This window comes from Paenibacillus crassostreae (genome assembly GCF_001857945.1).
Taxonomy (GTDB): Bacteria; Bacillota; Bacilli; order Paenibacillales; family Paenibacillaceae; genus Paenibacillus_AQ; species Paenibacillus_AQ crassostreae.
This window is the reverse complement of sequence record NZ_CP017770.1, coordinates 3,325,103-3,339,397: the sequence shown is the minus strand read 5'-3', so window position 1 is coordinate 3,339,397 and position 14,295 is coordinate 3,325,103. Positions and strand designations below refer to the sequence as shown.

General features: G+C 39.0%; 12 protein-coding genes. 2 read left to right on the top strand and 10 right to left on the bottom strand.

Annotation, left to right across the window (positions count from 1 at the left end; translation table 11 throughout):
• Positions 1-97: 97 nt before the first annotated feature.
• The 7 genes from LPB68_RS15305 to LPB68_RS15280 form a co-directional block, all read right to left on the bottom strand.
• Entirely contained in the window at positions 98-757 is a 660-nt protein-coding gene (locus LPB68_RS15305; protein WP_068656873.1) for a response regulator, read from the bottom strand.
• The gene (locus LPB68_RS15300) at positions 735-3,116 is read right to left on the bottom strand and encodes a sensor histidine kinase (RefSeq protein ID WP_068656875.1); all 2,382 of its coding nucleotides are present in this window, start codon (positions 3,114-3,116) and stop codon (positions 735-737) included. The genes LPB68_RS15305 and LPB68_RS15300 overlap by 23 nt, the downstream gene beginning before the upstream one ends.
• A gap of 30 nt (positions 3,117-3,146) precedes the next feature.
• Positions 3,147-3,317, bottom strand: a complete 171-nt coding sequence (comX, locus tag LPB68_RS22850) for a competence pheromone ComX (RefSeq protein WP_157756170.1) — start codon at positions 3,315-3,317, stop codon at positions 3,147-3,149.
• Positions 3,318-3,484: 167 nt separating this feature from the next.
• Positions 3,485-4,408 (bottom strand): polyprenyl synthetase family protein, encoded by a 924-nt coding sequence (locus tag LPB68_RS15295; protein ID WP_068656876.1) that lies wholly within the window; start codon positions 4,406-4,408, stop codon positions 3,485-3,487.
• Positions 4,409-4,463: 55 nt separating this feature from the next.
• Entirely contained in the window at positions 4,464-5,168 is a 705-nt protein-coding gene (locus tag LPB68_RS15290) for a hypothetical protein (protein WP_068656878.1), read from the bottom strand.
• Positions 5,169-5,212: 44 nt separating this feature from the next.
• Complete coding sequence (locus LPB68_RS15285) at positions 5,213-7,666, bottom strand: hypothetical protein (protein WP_068656879.1); 2,454 nt, start codon at positions 7,664-7,666, stop codon at positions 5,213-5,215.
• A 283-nt stretch (positions 7,667-7,949) separates the two neighbouring features.
• Positions 7,950-8,558 (bottom strand): alpha/beta hydrolase, encoded by a 609-nt coding sequence (locus tag LPB68_RS15280; protein WP_068656880.1) that lies wholly within the window; start codon positions 8,556-8,558, stop codon positions 7,950-7,952.
• Positions 8,559-8,745: 187 nt separating this feature from the next.
• Here LPB68_RS15280 and LPB68_RS15275 point away from each other — a divergent pair, with 187 nt between their 5' ends.
• Complete coding sequence (locus LPB68_RS15275) at positions 8,746-9,846, top strand: metallophosphoesterase (RefSeq protein ID WP_068656881.1); 1,101 nt, start codon at positions 8,746-8,748, stop codon at positions 9,844-9,846.
• An 81-nt stretch (positions 9,847-9,927) separates the two neighbouring features.
• Here the strand turns inward: LPB68_RS15275 and LPB68_RS23160 are convergent, their stop codons facing one another.
• Together LPB68_RS23160 and LPB68_RS15270 are read right to left on the bottom strand one after the other, a co-directional pair.
• Positions 9,928-10,101 (bottom strand): hypothetical protein, encoded by a 174-nt coding sequence (locus LPB68_RS23160; protein WP_198402136.1) that lies wholly within the window; start codon positions 10,099-10,101, stop codon positions 9,928-9,930.
• 54 nt (positions 10,102-10,155) lie between these two features.
• Entirely contained in the window at positions 10,156-10,911 is a 756-nt protein-coding gene (locus LPB68_RS15270; protein WP_068656882.1) for a spermidine synthase, read from the bottom strand.
• Between the two features lie 205 nt (positions 10,912-11,116).
• Between LPB68_RS15270 and LPB68_RS15265 the strand changes: the two genes are divergently transcribed.
• Positions 11,117-11,512: a hypothetical protein gene (locus tag LPB68_RS15265; RefSeq protein ID WP_068656883.1), complete on the top strand. Its 396-nt coding sequence runs from the start codon at positions 11,117-11,119 to the stop codon at positions 11,510-11,512.
• Positions 11,513-11,539: 27 nt separating this feature from the next.
• On the opposite strand, the gene LPB68_RS15260 is transcribed toward LPB68_RS15265, so the two are convergent.
• The gene (locus LPB68_RS15260; RefSeq protein ID WP_068656885.1) at positions 11,540-14,293 is read right to left on the bottom strand and encodes a glycoside hydrolase family 35 protein; all 2,754 of its coding nucleotides are present in this window, start codon (positions 14,291-14,293) and stop codon (positions 11,540-11,542) included.
• Between the last annotated feature and the right edge of the window lie 2 nt (positions 14,294-14,295).

The window sequence follows — 14,295 nt, the reverse complement described above, 5'->3', positions numbered from 1 at the left end:
TAATCTAATCCATTAAAATTATCAACAAAAAAAATAATTCCACCTTAGAGGAGGAATCGTGATCATTTCTACTATTAAATTATGTTCTAAGATATCGTTATACAAATTCACCTGAATGAATTAGACTTAACCGTTTCGCTTCAACAATAGCTTCTGATCTTGTACGAACATTCAGCTTCTCGAAGATACGTGTCAGATTGTACTCCACCGTCCGTTGACTCATGATCAGCTTAGTCGCGATATCTTTATTGCTACTCCCTTTAGATACTTCCTGTAAAATCTCTTGCTCGCGCTCATTGATAGATACTTCATCTATCGTCTTATCATCTCTGGATTGATTCACTCGAATTTCATTACGACGTAATTGACGGAGAAGTGTAATTGGAATAACAGCTTCTCCCCTAAGAGCACAGCGAATTGCGTTAAGTAATTGTTCACGAGATGCTGTCTTGTTCACAAATCCAGATACTCCCGAATCATTAAGTAGATTGTAATGTGGGCTTATTTCATACCCTGTATAAATCAGTACTCGACTGTCCGGGTTCGCATTCATCATTCTTTTCGTAAGCTCCAACCCATTGATCCCTGGCATGTTTAAATCAAAGAGCATCACATCGAATTTCTCAGTCTTAACAATCTCCAATGCCTCTATTCCTGAAAGAATAACCGTTACTTGCATATCTGTATCCTGTTCGATCATATTCTTCGTTCCTTCACCAACAGAAGGATGATCATCAACTAACAAGATTCGTATCATCTACGTCACCTCCCTCACTCATCTGTATATGTCCAAGCTCAGTCTCCATTGGTAGCGTGATAAGCACCTCGAAGCCTGCTCCAACTTCAGAGCGGAAGTAAATGTCCCCTTCCAAGCTACGTACTCTCTCCTGAATACCAGCTAACCCCATATGCTGGAATGAATTATCGAACTCTCTTAGATCCATGCCTATACCATTGTCTTTATAATAAAGCCGAATAACGTCATTCTGCTCTAACTCAATTAGAACAGATGATGCTCCTGCGTGCTTGCTAGCATTACGTAGCAGTTCCTGTACCATCCGATATACGGCGAGGATTTGTTCATCGCTCAGCTCTTCTAGGAAAGGCTTGACCTTAAAGTCGATAGCAAAATTCGAGCGCATTTGCGCTTCTTCGAACAACCTCTCTAAAGCTTCGATAATCCCCATCTCTTTCAATAGAGGCGGTCTCAACTCATTGCATGTCTCTCTAATCTGATGGATCACATCTAGTAAGCCTTCGCGAATTGTATCCATCTCTGAATAAAGATCACTTGGCATAATCGATGACTTCATAGCTTCTTCCAGCCTCCGATACCAGATCAATTGATCTTGTAGTGCAGAGTCATGAAGATCTGATGCTAATCGGCGTCGTTCGTTCTCTGATAGATTGAAAATAAGCCGAAGTACCCAAGGTGATGCGCCCTTCTGCTTCTGAATTTCCAATTCCAAATCTGACAACAAGCCTTCAATTAAGTACAAATTCTCATAAACGATAGCACTATAATTAGCTAATGTATTTAACCATCCCAGCTCATCAACGTTAAACTTTGTCTGATTCTCCTTATCATCAATCCAAAGCACATGATAAGTCGAACTTTTATAACCAATCACTATACATAACCCCTGTGGAACCGATAGGGTCATTCCAATACTCAATCGTTGGGTTGAAGTTTGTAAGGCTTCTATCAACTCGAGGTTCACTTTCTCTAGGTTGGCATTGACACTTGAATGATGACCTTCCTTGTCAATATTCAACTCCAGAAAGGCAATCTGTTTCACTGGCAGTATGGAAAGAATCTCTTGTTCCAACACTTTCTCTAGATCAGCCCGCTTCATGACACGCGATATGCGCTTCGAGAAGCGATCTAAGCTTCCTTGAAAATTGTACAAATCTTTATTAAATCTCGGTCGTAGGCGAATATCCGCAAATTCCTTACCGAATAAAAAGAGTGTAATCATCATATAGACAGTAAGGAACATCTGTACCCATTTCACCCAGGAATAGTTATCATGACTCATGATGAGTACTGCAAGACCGGTAATAATCAATGTTGGAATGAATGCAATCAAGACATAATAAAAAAAACGATTCAATAAGAAATCCACATCGAACAACTGCTTGGTCATGAACATATACATATACACGATTGGAATAGCTAGCAAGAAGATCGCCGTTAATTCTGCGGGAACTAATACGACTCCCATTAGACTAGGGATTGCATATAAAAGCAAAAATGGCAAAAAACCGACCGCTTGACCGATTAAAGAAAATTTAAATAAGGACCGAAGATTATCATTTCGATGGTTTATATATTTACGGATTAGTTTATATACAATATAAACATTGGTAATTACGAAAAAGAGCATCATAAGAAGTGAAGCATATTGATAGATAGGATGATAACCTGTTAATACCTTACCTTGAAGGTAAAATAAAATTATCGCAATGCTAGTATAAAGAACCTTAAGCAGTCCTCTAGACACGAACCATTCCCCGTATCTCTTTAAATACTGATTCATAAATTGCATAAAGAAGACAGGTACTAGCATGAACGTCACACTTAGCGACAGCTGTCCAACGGGATTCAATCTTCCAGATGAGAAAGCACTCAAATAAGCTAGTCCAATAGATAGAAAGAACAAAATCAGATAATCGGCAGCTTGATCATCCTTTTTCTTCAAATACACTAGTACAGAAAATCCTGAAAGCAGAATCATTGCTGAAATTGGAAGAACAAAATGAAATATGACTTTATCTGTAGGTATTCCCTCTTCTACAGAAAGTGAGAACTGCTTAGCTCCATCTTGTTCTACCCGAATCAATTGAATAGCGGATGCAGCTTCTATATGAGAGTACTTCCTAACGGTGAAGTTAGAAGAAGTTGGTTGACTATCAATCTTCGTAATGACATCCCCAACAAGTATACGTCCATATCCCCAATCTTCTTCTGAAACTTCCGTCACAATATACTGACCCATCTCATCTTCCGATACTGTAACTCCTATAACCTGATAGTTTAATATGGAATATGACAAGTAACTCGTGAGCACAATGATGAGCAATCCGAACACCGTTACTCTTAATTTGTTTAACAATGACTGTGCCTCCAGATTATATGTAGGTTATTAATACCAAATATTCGCCTTCATTGGTTCATTCTTATTTCCATTCTTCAATACATCTATTAAAGCTCTATGTTCCACATCGCTGATTCCTGCCAATTGAAGTTGACCACCTTGTAAAGCAACACGAGCACCTTGATCTTTTACTAGCATTTGAACTAATTCTTTCAACATAATAATTCCTCCATTCGGTTTATATGAGTTGTTTTCCTCTTAATTCCAATATATCAGCATGTCCTATTAATAGAAACGAAATTATACCTCGTATTTACCACAATTCGTATTGCGGTCCATTGCGTGTCATTGCGGTGATAGATGTCGTCTATGATATGTCTTCCTAGTTATTCTGCTAGAGCAAGCATCTGCTCCTTCCAATAGGGTTCCATATTCAGCTTATCAATCAGATCCAGATACTTATAATAATGAGTTCTCATTCGAACAGATGTGTAGAGCAATGTCCCTGATTTCTCAATGATCATTTCTACATCCTCTTGGCGATGAATTACATCTTCAAGCTGCAACCGTCCTTCGAAATACTCTCGTACCCAACGATCCTCATCCGATAATGACTGTAGTAGAAACAATGTTGGAAGTGTTTTCTTGCGGTTTAGGAAGTCATTCTTATTCTCCCAATTGACTAGATCACGGATATCATTCTTAATTTGCGCTGCAATACCAAGTTCTTCAGCATAACTTCTAACCAACTGAATCAGCTCACTCTCGCCTGTAGCAAGCATCGTACCCACCATACATGCTGATACAAGTAACGCCGCAGACTTCTGTTCAACCATGTGGATATAATCATCCTCATTGTCGATAGCATTTAGAATATCTGTCGTCTGTCCATTAATAGCTGTTAGCGTCTGTTGACACATGATTTGGGTAGCCTCATGCTTCCATTCTAAGGGAAATGGGCTTGTAAGCAACATTTGCTGCGAAAGAGTTAACATTCCTATAGCTATATTTAGCGTGATCGCAGGATCCAGTTGGTTCCATACCATTCCCTTATTGTCTTGATCTTGTAAATCATCGATCATATCTAATCCAAGAATCATTAATTCAACCGCTGCTGCCGCACGATAAATATCGTCTCCCTCTCCACCAAACATCCGATAATGCAAGACTGTCATTTTACCAAAAAGCATAGATTCCTGATGTTTATCCACTATACATGCAAGCGCCTGCTCATAGAGGTAAGGCTCGATAAAATAGGTTTGAAAGCTGGATTGTAGTTCCTTCTCCATTTTGTCCATGAAACCGTCCATTTCATAACCTCCTAATTAATCCCTATATTCTCCATGTTAATATATTCGACAAGTTTTATCCATTGTTTTCCTTACGATCTATGATAAGACAAGATATTACGACACCATATTGGCCATCAATTTCCAGAAGATCCTTCGTTAGCTGATCATTGAATGTCATTAGAGGTTGAAGCTCCCAACCATCCCTATATACGCACATGGCTAGGCGTTCTGTTAATCTTCCACCCTCTAATAGATTAATACGATAACTATGTTCTCCAAATAACTTGATAGAACGTGGGATACTAGCTGTAATGAAAACAACACCTGTTTCAATTTTTTGTAAATGAATAGCCTCAAAGCATTTCTTCCAAACTTCCAATTTCACTTCTTTCACACGTTCTACCTCAAATTTATTGATACTACAGTAGAACAATTCATACTTGAAGGTAGTCTGATTCAGCGAAAGAACATATACCTCTGGTCCATCTTGTTCTCTACTTAATGCCTTCATGGCTTCATAATCGATGAACGGCTTAACTTTTTCTTGATGTTTGGATAGTCCCATCAACAATTCTACAACAAATGGATGGTTGTCCATTTCAGATGTAGTCAGTCCATACCTCTCTGTGGTGTAATAATGTTTATCAGATGTTTCTTCAATATTCATTCGGGTAAATAGGCTCTTCAGCATCTTCATCCGTAAACGTATCAACACATCCAAATTGGGATCATGATTAAAATTAATATTGGAATGCCAACCGATATAATTCTCCTGCATTTTGATCACATCCTCGTTGTTATTCCAAATGATTTATTCCTCTTTCAAATAGTACCTACGGACACTTTCAAACAACCTTCTCTTATAAATAAATCTTTAGCCTGCGAAAATACTGAAGCAGCATTTGTAGAATCAAGTAAGTAACGCATCATGAGTTCTTGCTTAATTTCTCTCTCATCTACTCCTATAATTAAGGCTTCTAATATAAGAGCCATAGGTTCACTAAGCTCCAACATTTTCTGAGTGAAATCATGATAAATCATTGGGGAATCACCGGCGAAAAAGAGGAATACATTTTCCACTACGATTGACTGTCCACTACCTTTAAGAGATCGAGGCCATAGATGTGTACGTGTCTGTAATGACACTCGTATATCATGAACACTAATTCCATTTAAGACTTGTGAATATTGACGTAATCCTTTAAGTAAACGAATCATTTGCATATAACGATGAAGCAACTTATGCTTCTTACGAATGTCACAATATTGCTGACGATTCATATAAGATGGAAGAAACGTACATTTGGAACAAGTATTCTTGATCTCACAAGTACTACATCCCCTTAGTAACTGCTCCTGTTCCGTAATCACAGCTGTTTTCGTGAGCAAGCTATCTAATGAATCATTAAGACTACCGATGGCACTACAACCACGACAACTTGATACTTGTGCATGTTCGTCTACAAATAGTCTGGGTAAATGTTTTGCTCGACAATGCTGGTCTCCAGACCAACGGCAACTATCCACAAGGTAAGATTCAACCTCATATCCGTGGAGAAAGGTTCCTGATTGACTGAACCATTCCACATCCTGTAGGAAAATTTCCAAATCACTCTCAGTATTGATCGCTAACATTTGGAATTCAACATCACTATCCTCAGTAGCTAAATCTCGCTCTTCTGCCTGCAAATAATCCATTTGACGGATATAAATGGGTTCCGTATGTAGAAAATCATTCATCTGTAGCTGATAGTCATATTCACCCAACCGATTCATTTGATGCGCATTGGACAAATAATATCCGCCCATTGATGCTTCCCCTATTAACTGATTAAATTTAGAATTCTCTTGCTTCCATACACCATCTTGATCATAATAAATCAAATCTTTATTCCCATCTGGAATTACCTGGTTTTCCTCAAATAGAAGGGCACTATTCAAGCCTGTGAGATTCCCTAGACGATCTGCAAATTTCGCTGGCCAATCTCCATCTGTAAACCCAATATGTTTCACTCCACCACCAATAGTCTGTTGCGGATAATGGCCTGTCATATAGGCCAGATACCCATTAATCTGTGCCTTTTCCGATTTGTTGACTAGCTGTTCGAATATGAGCTCAGCTATTGGTTCGGGTAGTTCTATTCGATTAAGTATCTTATCTGCTACCTCTGACTCCGCTCTAATATCATTCACTTCAACAAGTCCATTCTCTATCCATTTCTGAAGTAGCATAGCGGTATAGATAGGTTCCTCAATCTCAAACTCTTCCTTCATTTCTACTAGCGTAACTGTGAAAGACACGCGTTCATCAGATTGCTTCCAAGCTCTCATATAATTCGTATGTTCATAATTCAAGGAAGATTCCACACCGATTGACATTGGGATTTTGATATTCAATCGAACCATACCTGCTTTAGCGAGCCGCCTCAAGAAAGGAAGTTTCAACTCTTCCATTGTAATAGTTACTTGATAACTCACTAAGTGCTTCATTTCTTCTAGAACAGACAGCATTTCTTCCTTGGCTAATGGATCTTTTATTTCATTGAAGCCTTCTATGCTAAAGCATGGTTGTGCATGCACAGTATGCCTAACTATATGTTCTAAATCGCGCTTCAGCCGTTCTGGTGAATGTGTACGGAGCCCTTTGGATGATTTTGCTGGATTCCCTTGACGATCGGCCCATTTCACTGACACCATCTTTGTATGTCTCCCAGTCGTTTCCTCCCAAGACCCTGGTAGTTGATCCAACTCATTTACATCTATCATTTCATCTTGTTTATCAATCATTATCTTCTCAGCTTGCTGCCCCTGCTCCAATTCTGATCTACTAGAAACCCCTGGTATTTTCCACCATTTGTCTACTTCAAGATTCAAAAGTGAATGAAGTGTCTGCTCTGGTTCCCATATAACACAACCATCAACTTCCGTTTGCTTCAGTATTTCTTTAGAATTACGTAATGGTATCTCTCCGAACCAAACGATCCGAATTCTGTCATCTAGTTCCTTTAATACGTATGTTAACTTCTTACACAATGGATAACTCGCATAGGTAACATGAAATGCCATTATCCCGTTACCTAGTCCGATTAAGTCCTCCACCGTGTCATATAGATTTGATAAATTAGATTGAATATATTGTGCAGTAGCTGTTCCTTGCTTCTTAAAGTAACTTCTTATGTATTGACAATCTAGATGGTCACTTGCTTCGAAGATTCGAGTCACTTGCTGTTCGAAATGAACAAGAGTAATTCCATTGCCGAATGATAGACTGAACATCTTTCCAACTCCTCACTTTCTGGTGTTTAGCTTGTTGTTGTTTCCTTTGATTTCATATTAATCTATAGTTTCTAATTTCACACCGAAAACTAGGATGCTATTTACCACAAACAACTTGCGCTAGTTCACCATGTAAATACCGCATCATTAAGCTTTATTAATCCACTTTTTTTTGCGAATTCCGTAAGTAAACCACAACTTAACATTCTCTTTAGACACATAAAAACCGAGTGATACTAAGGGATAGATCCCTCAATATCACTCGGTTCATAGTTATACGTTATTATTTTCCCTGTTGCTGAAACCAGACCTTCGCCGCTTCTATTTCGCTTTGAGTTAATTGATGTCCAAAATGTTCCCAATGTACTGAAACATCCGCACCCGCACCTAGTAACAATTCTTGAAGGTCTTCTGTTTCCTGAGGAGCACAAATCGGGTCGTTACTGCCCGCCCCAATGAACACAGGTTTCCCAGATAAATTAGGTAATTCTATTCCTCTAAGTGGGACCATCGGATGGAAGAGAATTGCTCCATTTAGCGCCATATCATAATGAAATAGCATACTTCCTGCAATATTAGCACCGTTAGAGTAACCAACAGCCACTACATTACTGCGGTCGAATTGATATTGTTCAGCAGTCTGGTCTAAGAATTGATTTAACTCTTTGGTACGAAAGATTAAGTCTTCCACATCGAAGATCCCTTCAGCTAACCGCTTGAAGAATCTTGGCATGCCATTCTCTAGAATATTCCCTCTAACACTGAGTAAAGAAGATTCCGGAGATATCATTCTTCCAACAGGTAGCAGCTGCTGTTCCGAACCACCTGTTCCATGTAATAGAAGTAGTGTTGGTGCAGCAGGATTAGTTCCTTTTTCAAAAGTGTGTATCATATATTCTTCCTCCTCTAAAGTTCGCACAACAATAAGATTACTAGTCAGGTTTATTAAATTACTTATTCTTTATTTTGTATATCTCTATTTAAAGATAACTGTTCGAAAGTTTATTGTCAAGTCAACATAGACAGCATTTCTCTTCTAGCACAGCGATTGTTATAATAAAAGATGAAAGGAGATTATTATGTTCATTCTTATAGGTGTTATCTTTATTTTATTATATGCATTACTCGTCTTTTATATTGGTTGGAGTGGCTGGAAGTGGATGAAGCCGACACTTTCGCTCAAATTTAAACTCCTCTATATATTTACTATCATTTTTCTATCTAGCTCATTTATACTAGCAAGATTATTTAATAATCTATATATCAGTATTATTGGTTCGTATTGGCTAGCTTTATTCAGTTTGTTATTACTGCTATTGCCACTCGTACATATCACCGTCTGGTTGCTGCGATTGACGTCGCTTCCTAGACATCATGTCCTAAAATGGTCTGGAGTCATCACATTGATTCTACTGATCTCACTACTTTCGTACGGTTCATTTAATGCTTTCAGTCCTATCATCCGTACCTATGATATTACCATTGCCAAAAAATCAACATCCTCCGAACCACTGAAGATTGTGATGGCTTCCGATATGCATTTCAGTGTTCTATCTGGGAAGAATCATGCGACTGGAATGGTAGATGAGATTAATGCATTAAATCCAGATATTGTGTTGTTTCCGGGAGATATATTCGACGATCAGGTCGAGCAGTATATAGATCAAGGAATAGGACCAATTCTAGCTAAAATACAAGCTCCTTACGGGGTATATGCCTCGCTAGGCAATCACGACAAGTACGAAGGTACGATGGCGGAGCTCATCGATATCCTCGAACAAAGTAATATTCATGTATTATATGATGAATCCATTACAATCGACGATCGCTTCACACTCATTGGTAGGAAAGATCATAGTGACCCCGACAGAATTCTACTTTCTGACATTATGAAAGATCTAGATCTCTCGAAACCAATGATCCTATTAGATCATCAACCAAAGGATTTCGATATTGCACAGCAACAAGGAATCGATCTTATGGTCTCAGGTCATACCCATCACGGACAGATCGCACCTGCCAATCTGATAACACAACGCTTATTTGAGAACGATTGGGGACTTCTTCAGAAACATCAATTCCACTCTATCGTAACCTCAGGATTTGGCTTTTGGGGTCCTCCTATTCGCATAGGCAGTCGAGCTGAAATTGTGCAAATTAACGTTATGTTTGGTTTATAGCAGTGCTTCATTAAAGAAAAGTCGAGTGAAAATCAGTTACTAATCTGATTTCACTCGACTTTTCTTTATGCCTTCATGCAATTACATGGTCTCTGCGTTCTTCAGTGCATGATCCCAACTTGGGAAGTAGAATAATGCACTCCGCATTAACTCGGGATCGTTCTGCTTCACTTGCTTCTTGTTTACTGTCTCGCCATTGGATTGAAGTTGCCTGATGCGCTCTATAACATCATCTGCACCCAGTGTGATGTCCATTAGGTATCACTCCATTCTTTTTTCGCGTCTACTTCAGTAATGTTCCCCTTTCTTTTATGTTTTATACTGAATCCTATCTTTGATAATATGCCCTTGTCCTAATTGAATTTCAATAAATCCTGCCATAGAATATGGTTCGACATGGATCTGCTCGTGACTTCCGATAACAATGATATTCTTTACTTCAGAGAAATCGCTACTCGGCAAGGAAAAAGCCTTAGTATAGGAATATGTTTCACTAAGTGTCGTATAAATAGCGTTAATCAGTTTATCGTTCTTCGTTCTACCCATCAAATTCATGATAATAGATCCCATGGAGTTAAGTTTCTCTAGCGTCATTTCGAAGAATTCCAATGTTGTTAAATGATCTGGAGTTCCATCCTTTGTGAAAGCATCGAGAATAATGTAATCAAATCGATGTCGTTCTTGACTCTTAAGGATCTCTCGCCCATCCCCAACCACAATATTATCCCTTTGATAGTCAAAATATTCTCTACTTAATTCCACTACTAATTCATCGATTTCGGCTACCGTAAATTGCTTGTCTGGATAATGTCCAGCAATAGTCCCTATACCATGACCAATGACAAATACTTGATCAAATGACGGATTATTACGTTCCATGATATGTATGATTGCTCTCGGATACTCCAACACGATGCGTTTCGGATCCCTCAAATCTATCGCTCCTTGGACCGCATGATCTGAGAATTGTAAGAATCGATATTTTCCAATCTTCCCATACAAGTGATTCGCTTCATACACCGTTAATTCTTGATGTCTACTATCCACCTTGGCAAGTTGATGCAAGTGATTGATCTCCTTCTGTAACTCTTTAGTATGTATCCGTTTCGAACTTACTTGACTATCGACTAGTATACAATGTACTAACCTTGTTGTTAAATTGGATAACTTTCTACGAATAATAAAAACCTACCTATGCTATAATTACTATCGTATAGACAAGCGTTGACTTTCATCTTATTTATACTTTACAACGAGAGGAACCAACCTCATGACTAGGAACGTTCGATTTTATCATGTAATAGGACAATTACTAAAGGACGATTTTAAATTTAAAGTCGATATTTGGAGACTCCTTATTGAAACCAATCGATACTATGAAATCAAACATACCGAAGGTACAGTAAAAAGAATCTATAAAGAGAAGATCAATACTATATACAATGATACTCATCATTACTCCAATGGATTCTTATCTTGTTCAGCATTCTGTATGGAAGATCAAATTCACAAGGTACAAATGGGTATTATACAAAATTTAAAACATCAGGTTGATAACTACATGAATGATCTACTCCTGAACAAAAAAGAGATAGAGAAAAAATATCTCATATCTCAAGATGGAACATTCAAAGAATCCAATATTATCATCCACACTGAATTATAATTAACCCCCCGGCTAGCGAGTCGATAACTAAATCGATATCCATCTCTCACTAGACTGAAGATCATATATCAATCGAACTCGTAGAGGACTTCTACCCTCTTCATCAAACAATTCAAGCTTATTCATGTCCTGTAACCATGCCATAGGTATTTTATAATCCTCCTGCGGTCCAATCTGCCAGTAGCGGCCTAAGTGTATCCCATTCAGCTTTACGATCCCTTTACTCATCCCCGTCAATCGAAGCTTTAGTCTAGCATGAACATATTCCGGCAATGTAGATCTTGCAAATTGCAATGTATGCCATGAAGGTACTCCACAGACTTCCCTGTTGTGATCTTCAATGCGTTCCAGTGTGCTTACATCCTGCATATGCCAATCATTAAGTTCGTTTCTCGAATGATAGGCGATAAGTTCCAAACGATCAATCGGAGATTTCATATAACACATTTCAATCTCATTAACGCCTTCCCTAATGTGTGAGGAAATATCTGCCGTCTGGAATGAGACCCCATCCTGAATACCATTAGTCACGATCTGTTGCCCATTAATTCTAAGCTTATCGATCATCGCTCCAACCAGTATAGCTCGATCTTGATCCTTAAGTGTAAATGTCCGATGAATCACCTTTCCCGGTTCAACCTTGCAGACTTTACCAAGATGAATACTTGTGTTCTCGTATTGCCACTGATCGCGTATATCAACAGTACTCCCATCAAGGTAAATAGTGCCTGCTATACCCTTCATTTCACCAAGATATGGAGAGAAATTCAACCGCCCCATGTTCTGCACAAGAAATTGTAAGTGGTTTGTCTGATTAGGCACAAGATCTAGGAGTACACAAACTGCACCCACTTCTCGAATCAAATGTTGATTCCTTCCGTTCACAAAGACTCTAATGGTGTCTTGAACCGCCGGGATGACTACCGTTCTTTTCTCATTTTCTCCTTGTTCGAAATCGCAAGTATACAGAATGTGTCCGTACGGCTGTCCTAATTCGGAGAAGCCTATCGGTGCCTCTTTACTTGTACCACCAGCACGTAGGGATAATTCTGCCACTTGTGTTGTCAGCACATTTACTTCAGGTGCATCTAGATGCACATATGGTGATACGCCTACAGATCCATCACTAAATGCTTCAAGAGTATCCCATTTGCCTAGATGAAGTACTCCATTCCCACTTCTGCTTAGGGCGACTTTAATAGACCCGTCTTCTAAGATATTCATATCTGGATATCCTAGTGCCCAGCGGATACCTTTATGATCATCCACACGCCATGTATTTTTCGCCATTTCACCATTTATGAATATGAGTTGGAACTGTTTTTTGGCAATGATCAAAGAGATGACTTGTGTCTCGTTGAAGTGATAGTTATCCAGTGTAAGCCTTTTTCCGTCAGTACTGAAGTCCATCTGTTGTGATACAAGACCGTCTAGTTGAATCGGTTGTTCAGACTCTAATTCGACCCATGAACGCTCTCCATTGTCAGTAGCAATTATCAAAGTGTGAATCCCTTCAACCTCTTCATTACTGAGAAGATAAGTATTACTTGTTAAACGTACATTTGGTACAATCTCTACTCGCTCAAGTACTGGTGTGATAGCTCCCGGCTTAACCGTAACTGGAATTGTATTCCCACTGGCTAATGTAAGATACGTCGTCTCCCTCTCATCCTTTTCACTCTCTACAAACCAGATTCGCTGGTCTTCTTGCTCCCTATAGCGTGCTGTGAATCCCTTACTTAGTCTACTCTCAATATCTTCACATACACCTTCCACTGAATTCAATAGAAGTCCCTCGATCGCTTTAACAAAGTAGGCAAGCTTTTTGGCTACATTATATTTCTCCGTAACTCTCCCGTATTCGTTCAGTGGAGCATCATAATCATAGGAAGTCACCATGAAGATATCACTTGCACCAACCGTTCTTCCTCCATAGTTGCCAAAATTGGTTCCTCCAAAGAACATATAATGGCTAATTCCGCTGTATCCAGCGCGGAGTACCTCCAGCGTTCTTTTTTCATAAAGCGCCGCTGTCTTCTGTGTTGCTGACATCGCTCCCCAATGCTCGAACCAACCTGTCCAAAATTCAGTTACGATCTTAGGTGTATCCGGTTGTTTTGTGCGTAAATTATCGTAATGCTGGTCGGCGTTCGACCAGAAGTTTGCTCCTTCAATTGTTCCTTCTACACCACCTACACAGGTGATCAAGGGTACCTCAATCCCCCGTTGAATCAATCCTTCTCTCAGATGTTGCATATAATCGGCTGCAATTTCATCATCAGCTAAATAACCATATTCATTCTCTACCTGGACAAGTATAACTGCCCCACCATTTGTAACCTGACGATCACTTATAATGGGAATCATTTTATCGAAATAACGATCTACATAATCTAGATAGGGTTTATTATAAGTTCGAAATTTAATATCTTTTTTATTATTCAGCCACCATGGAAATCCACCGAAATCCCACTCCGCACAAATGTAGGGTCCCGGACGAGCGATTACCCACAGTCCCAATTCCGCACATAAATCGAGAAAATCTCCACAGTCGTTATCTCCTTCAAAGTTCCATTTACCCTCTTCAGGTTCATGAATATTCCATGCGAAATAAGTATCAACACAGTTCATACCTGCCAATTTAGCCTTAACAAGCACCTCACGCCATTCTTCTCTTGGCATACGAAAATAATGGATAGCGCCGCTATTCAGGAAGACCTGCTTCCCGTTGATTCTATAACTCTTAGAGTCATATTGTACAATCTCTTCTTTACTATGCATTC

Bases quoted from the DNA above. Each gene is read 5' to 3' on its own strand.
- LPB68_RS15305 (WP_068656873.1), bottom strand. From the start codon at position 757: ATGATACGAATCTTGTTAGTTGATGATCATCCTTCTGTTGGTGAAGGA.
- comX (WP_157756170.1), bottom strand. From the start codon at position 3,317: ATGTTGAAAGAATTAGTTCAAATGCTAGTAAAAGATCAAGGTGCTCGT.
- LPB68_RS15295 (WP_068656876.1), bottom strand. From the start codon at position 4,408: ATGGACGGTTTCATGGACAAAATGGAGAAGGAACTACAATCCAGCTTT.
- LPB68_RS15290 (WP_068656878.1), bottom strand. From the start codon at position 5,168: ATGCAGGAGAATTATATCGGTTGGCATTCCAATATTAATTTTAATCAT.
- LPB68_RS15285 (WP_068656879.1), bottom strand. From the start codon at position 7,666: ATGTTCAGTCTATCATTCGGCAATGGAATTACTCTTGTTCATTTCGAA.
- LPB68_RS15280 (WP_068656880.1), bottom strand. From the start codon at position 8,558: ATGATACACACTTTTGAAAAAGGAACTAATCCTGCTGCACCAACACTA.
- LPB68_RS15275 (WP_068656881.1), top strand. From the start codon at position 8,746: ATGTTCATTCTTATAGGTGTTATCTTTATTTTATTATATGCATTACTC.
- LPB68_RS23160 (WP_198402136.1), bottom strand. From the start codon at position 10,101: ATGGACATCACACTGGGTGCAGATGATGTTATAGAGCGCATCAGGCAA.
- LPB68_RS15265 (WP_068656883.1), top strand. From the start codon at position 11,117: ATGACTAGGAACGTTCGATTTTATCATGTAATAGGACAATTACTAAAG.
- LPB68_RS15260 (WP_068656885.1), bottom strand. From the start codon at position 14,293: ATGCATAGTAAAGAAGAGATTGTACAATATGACTCTAAGAGTTATAGA.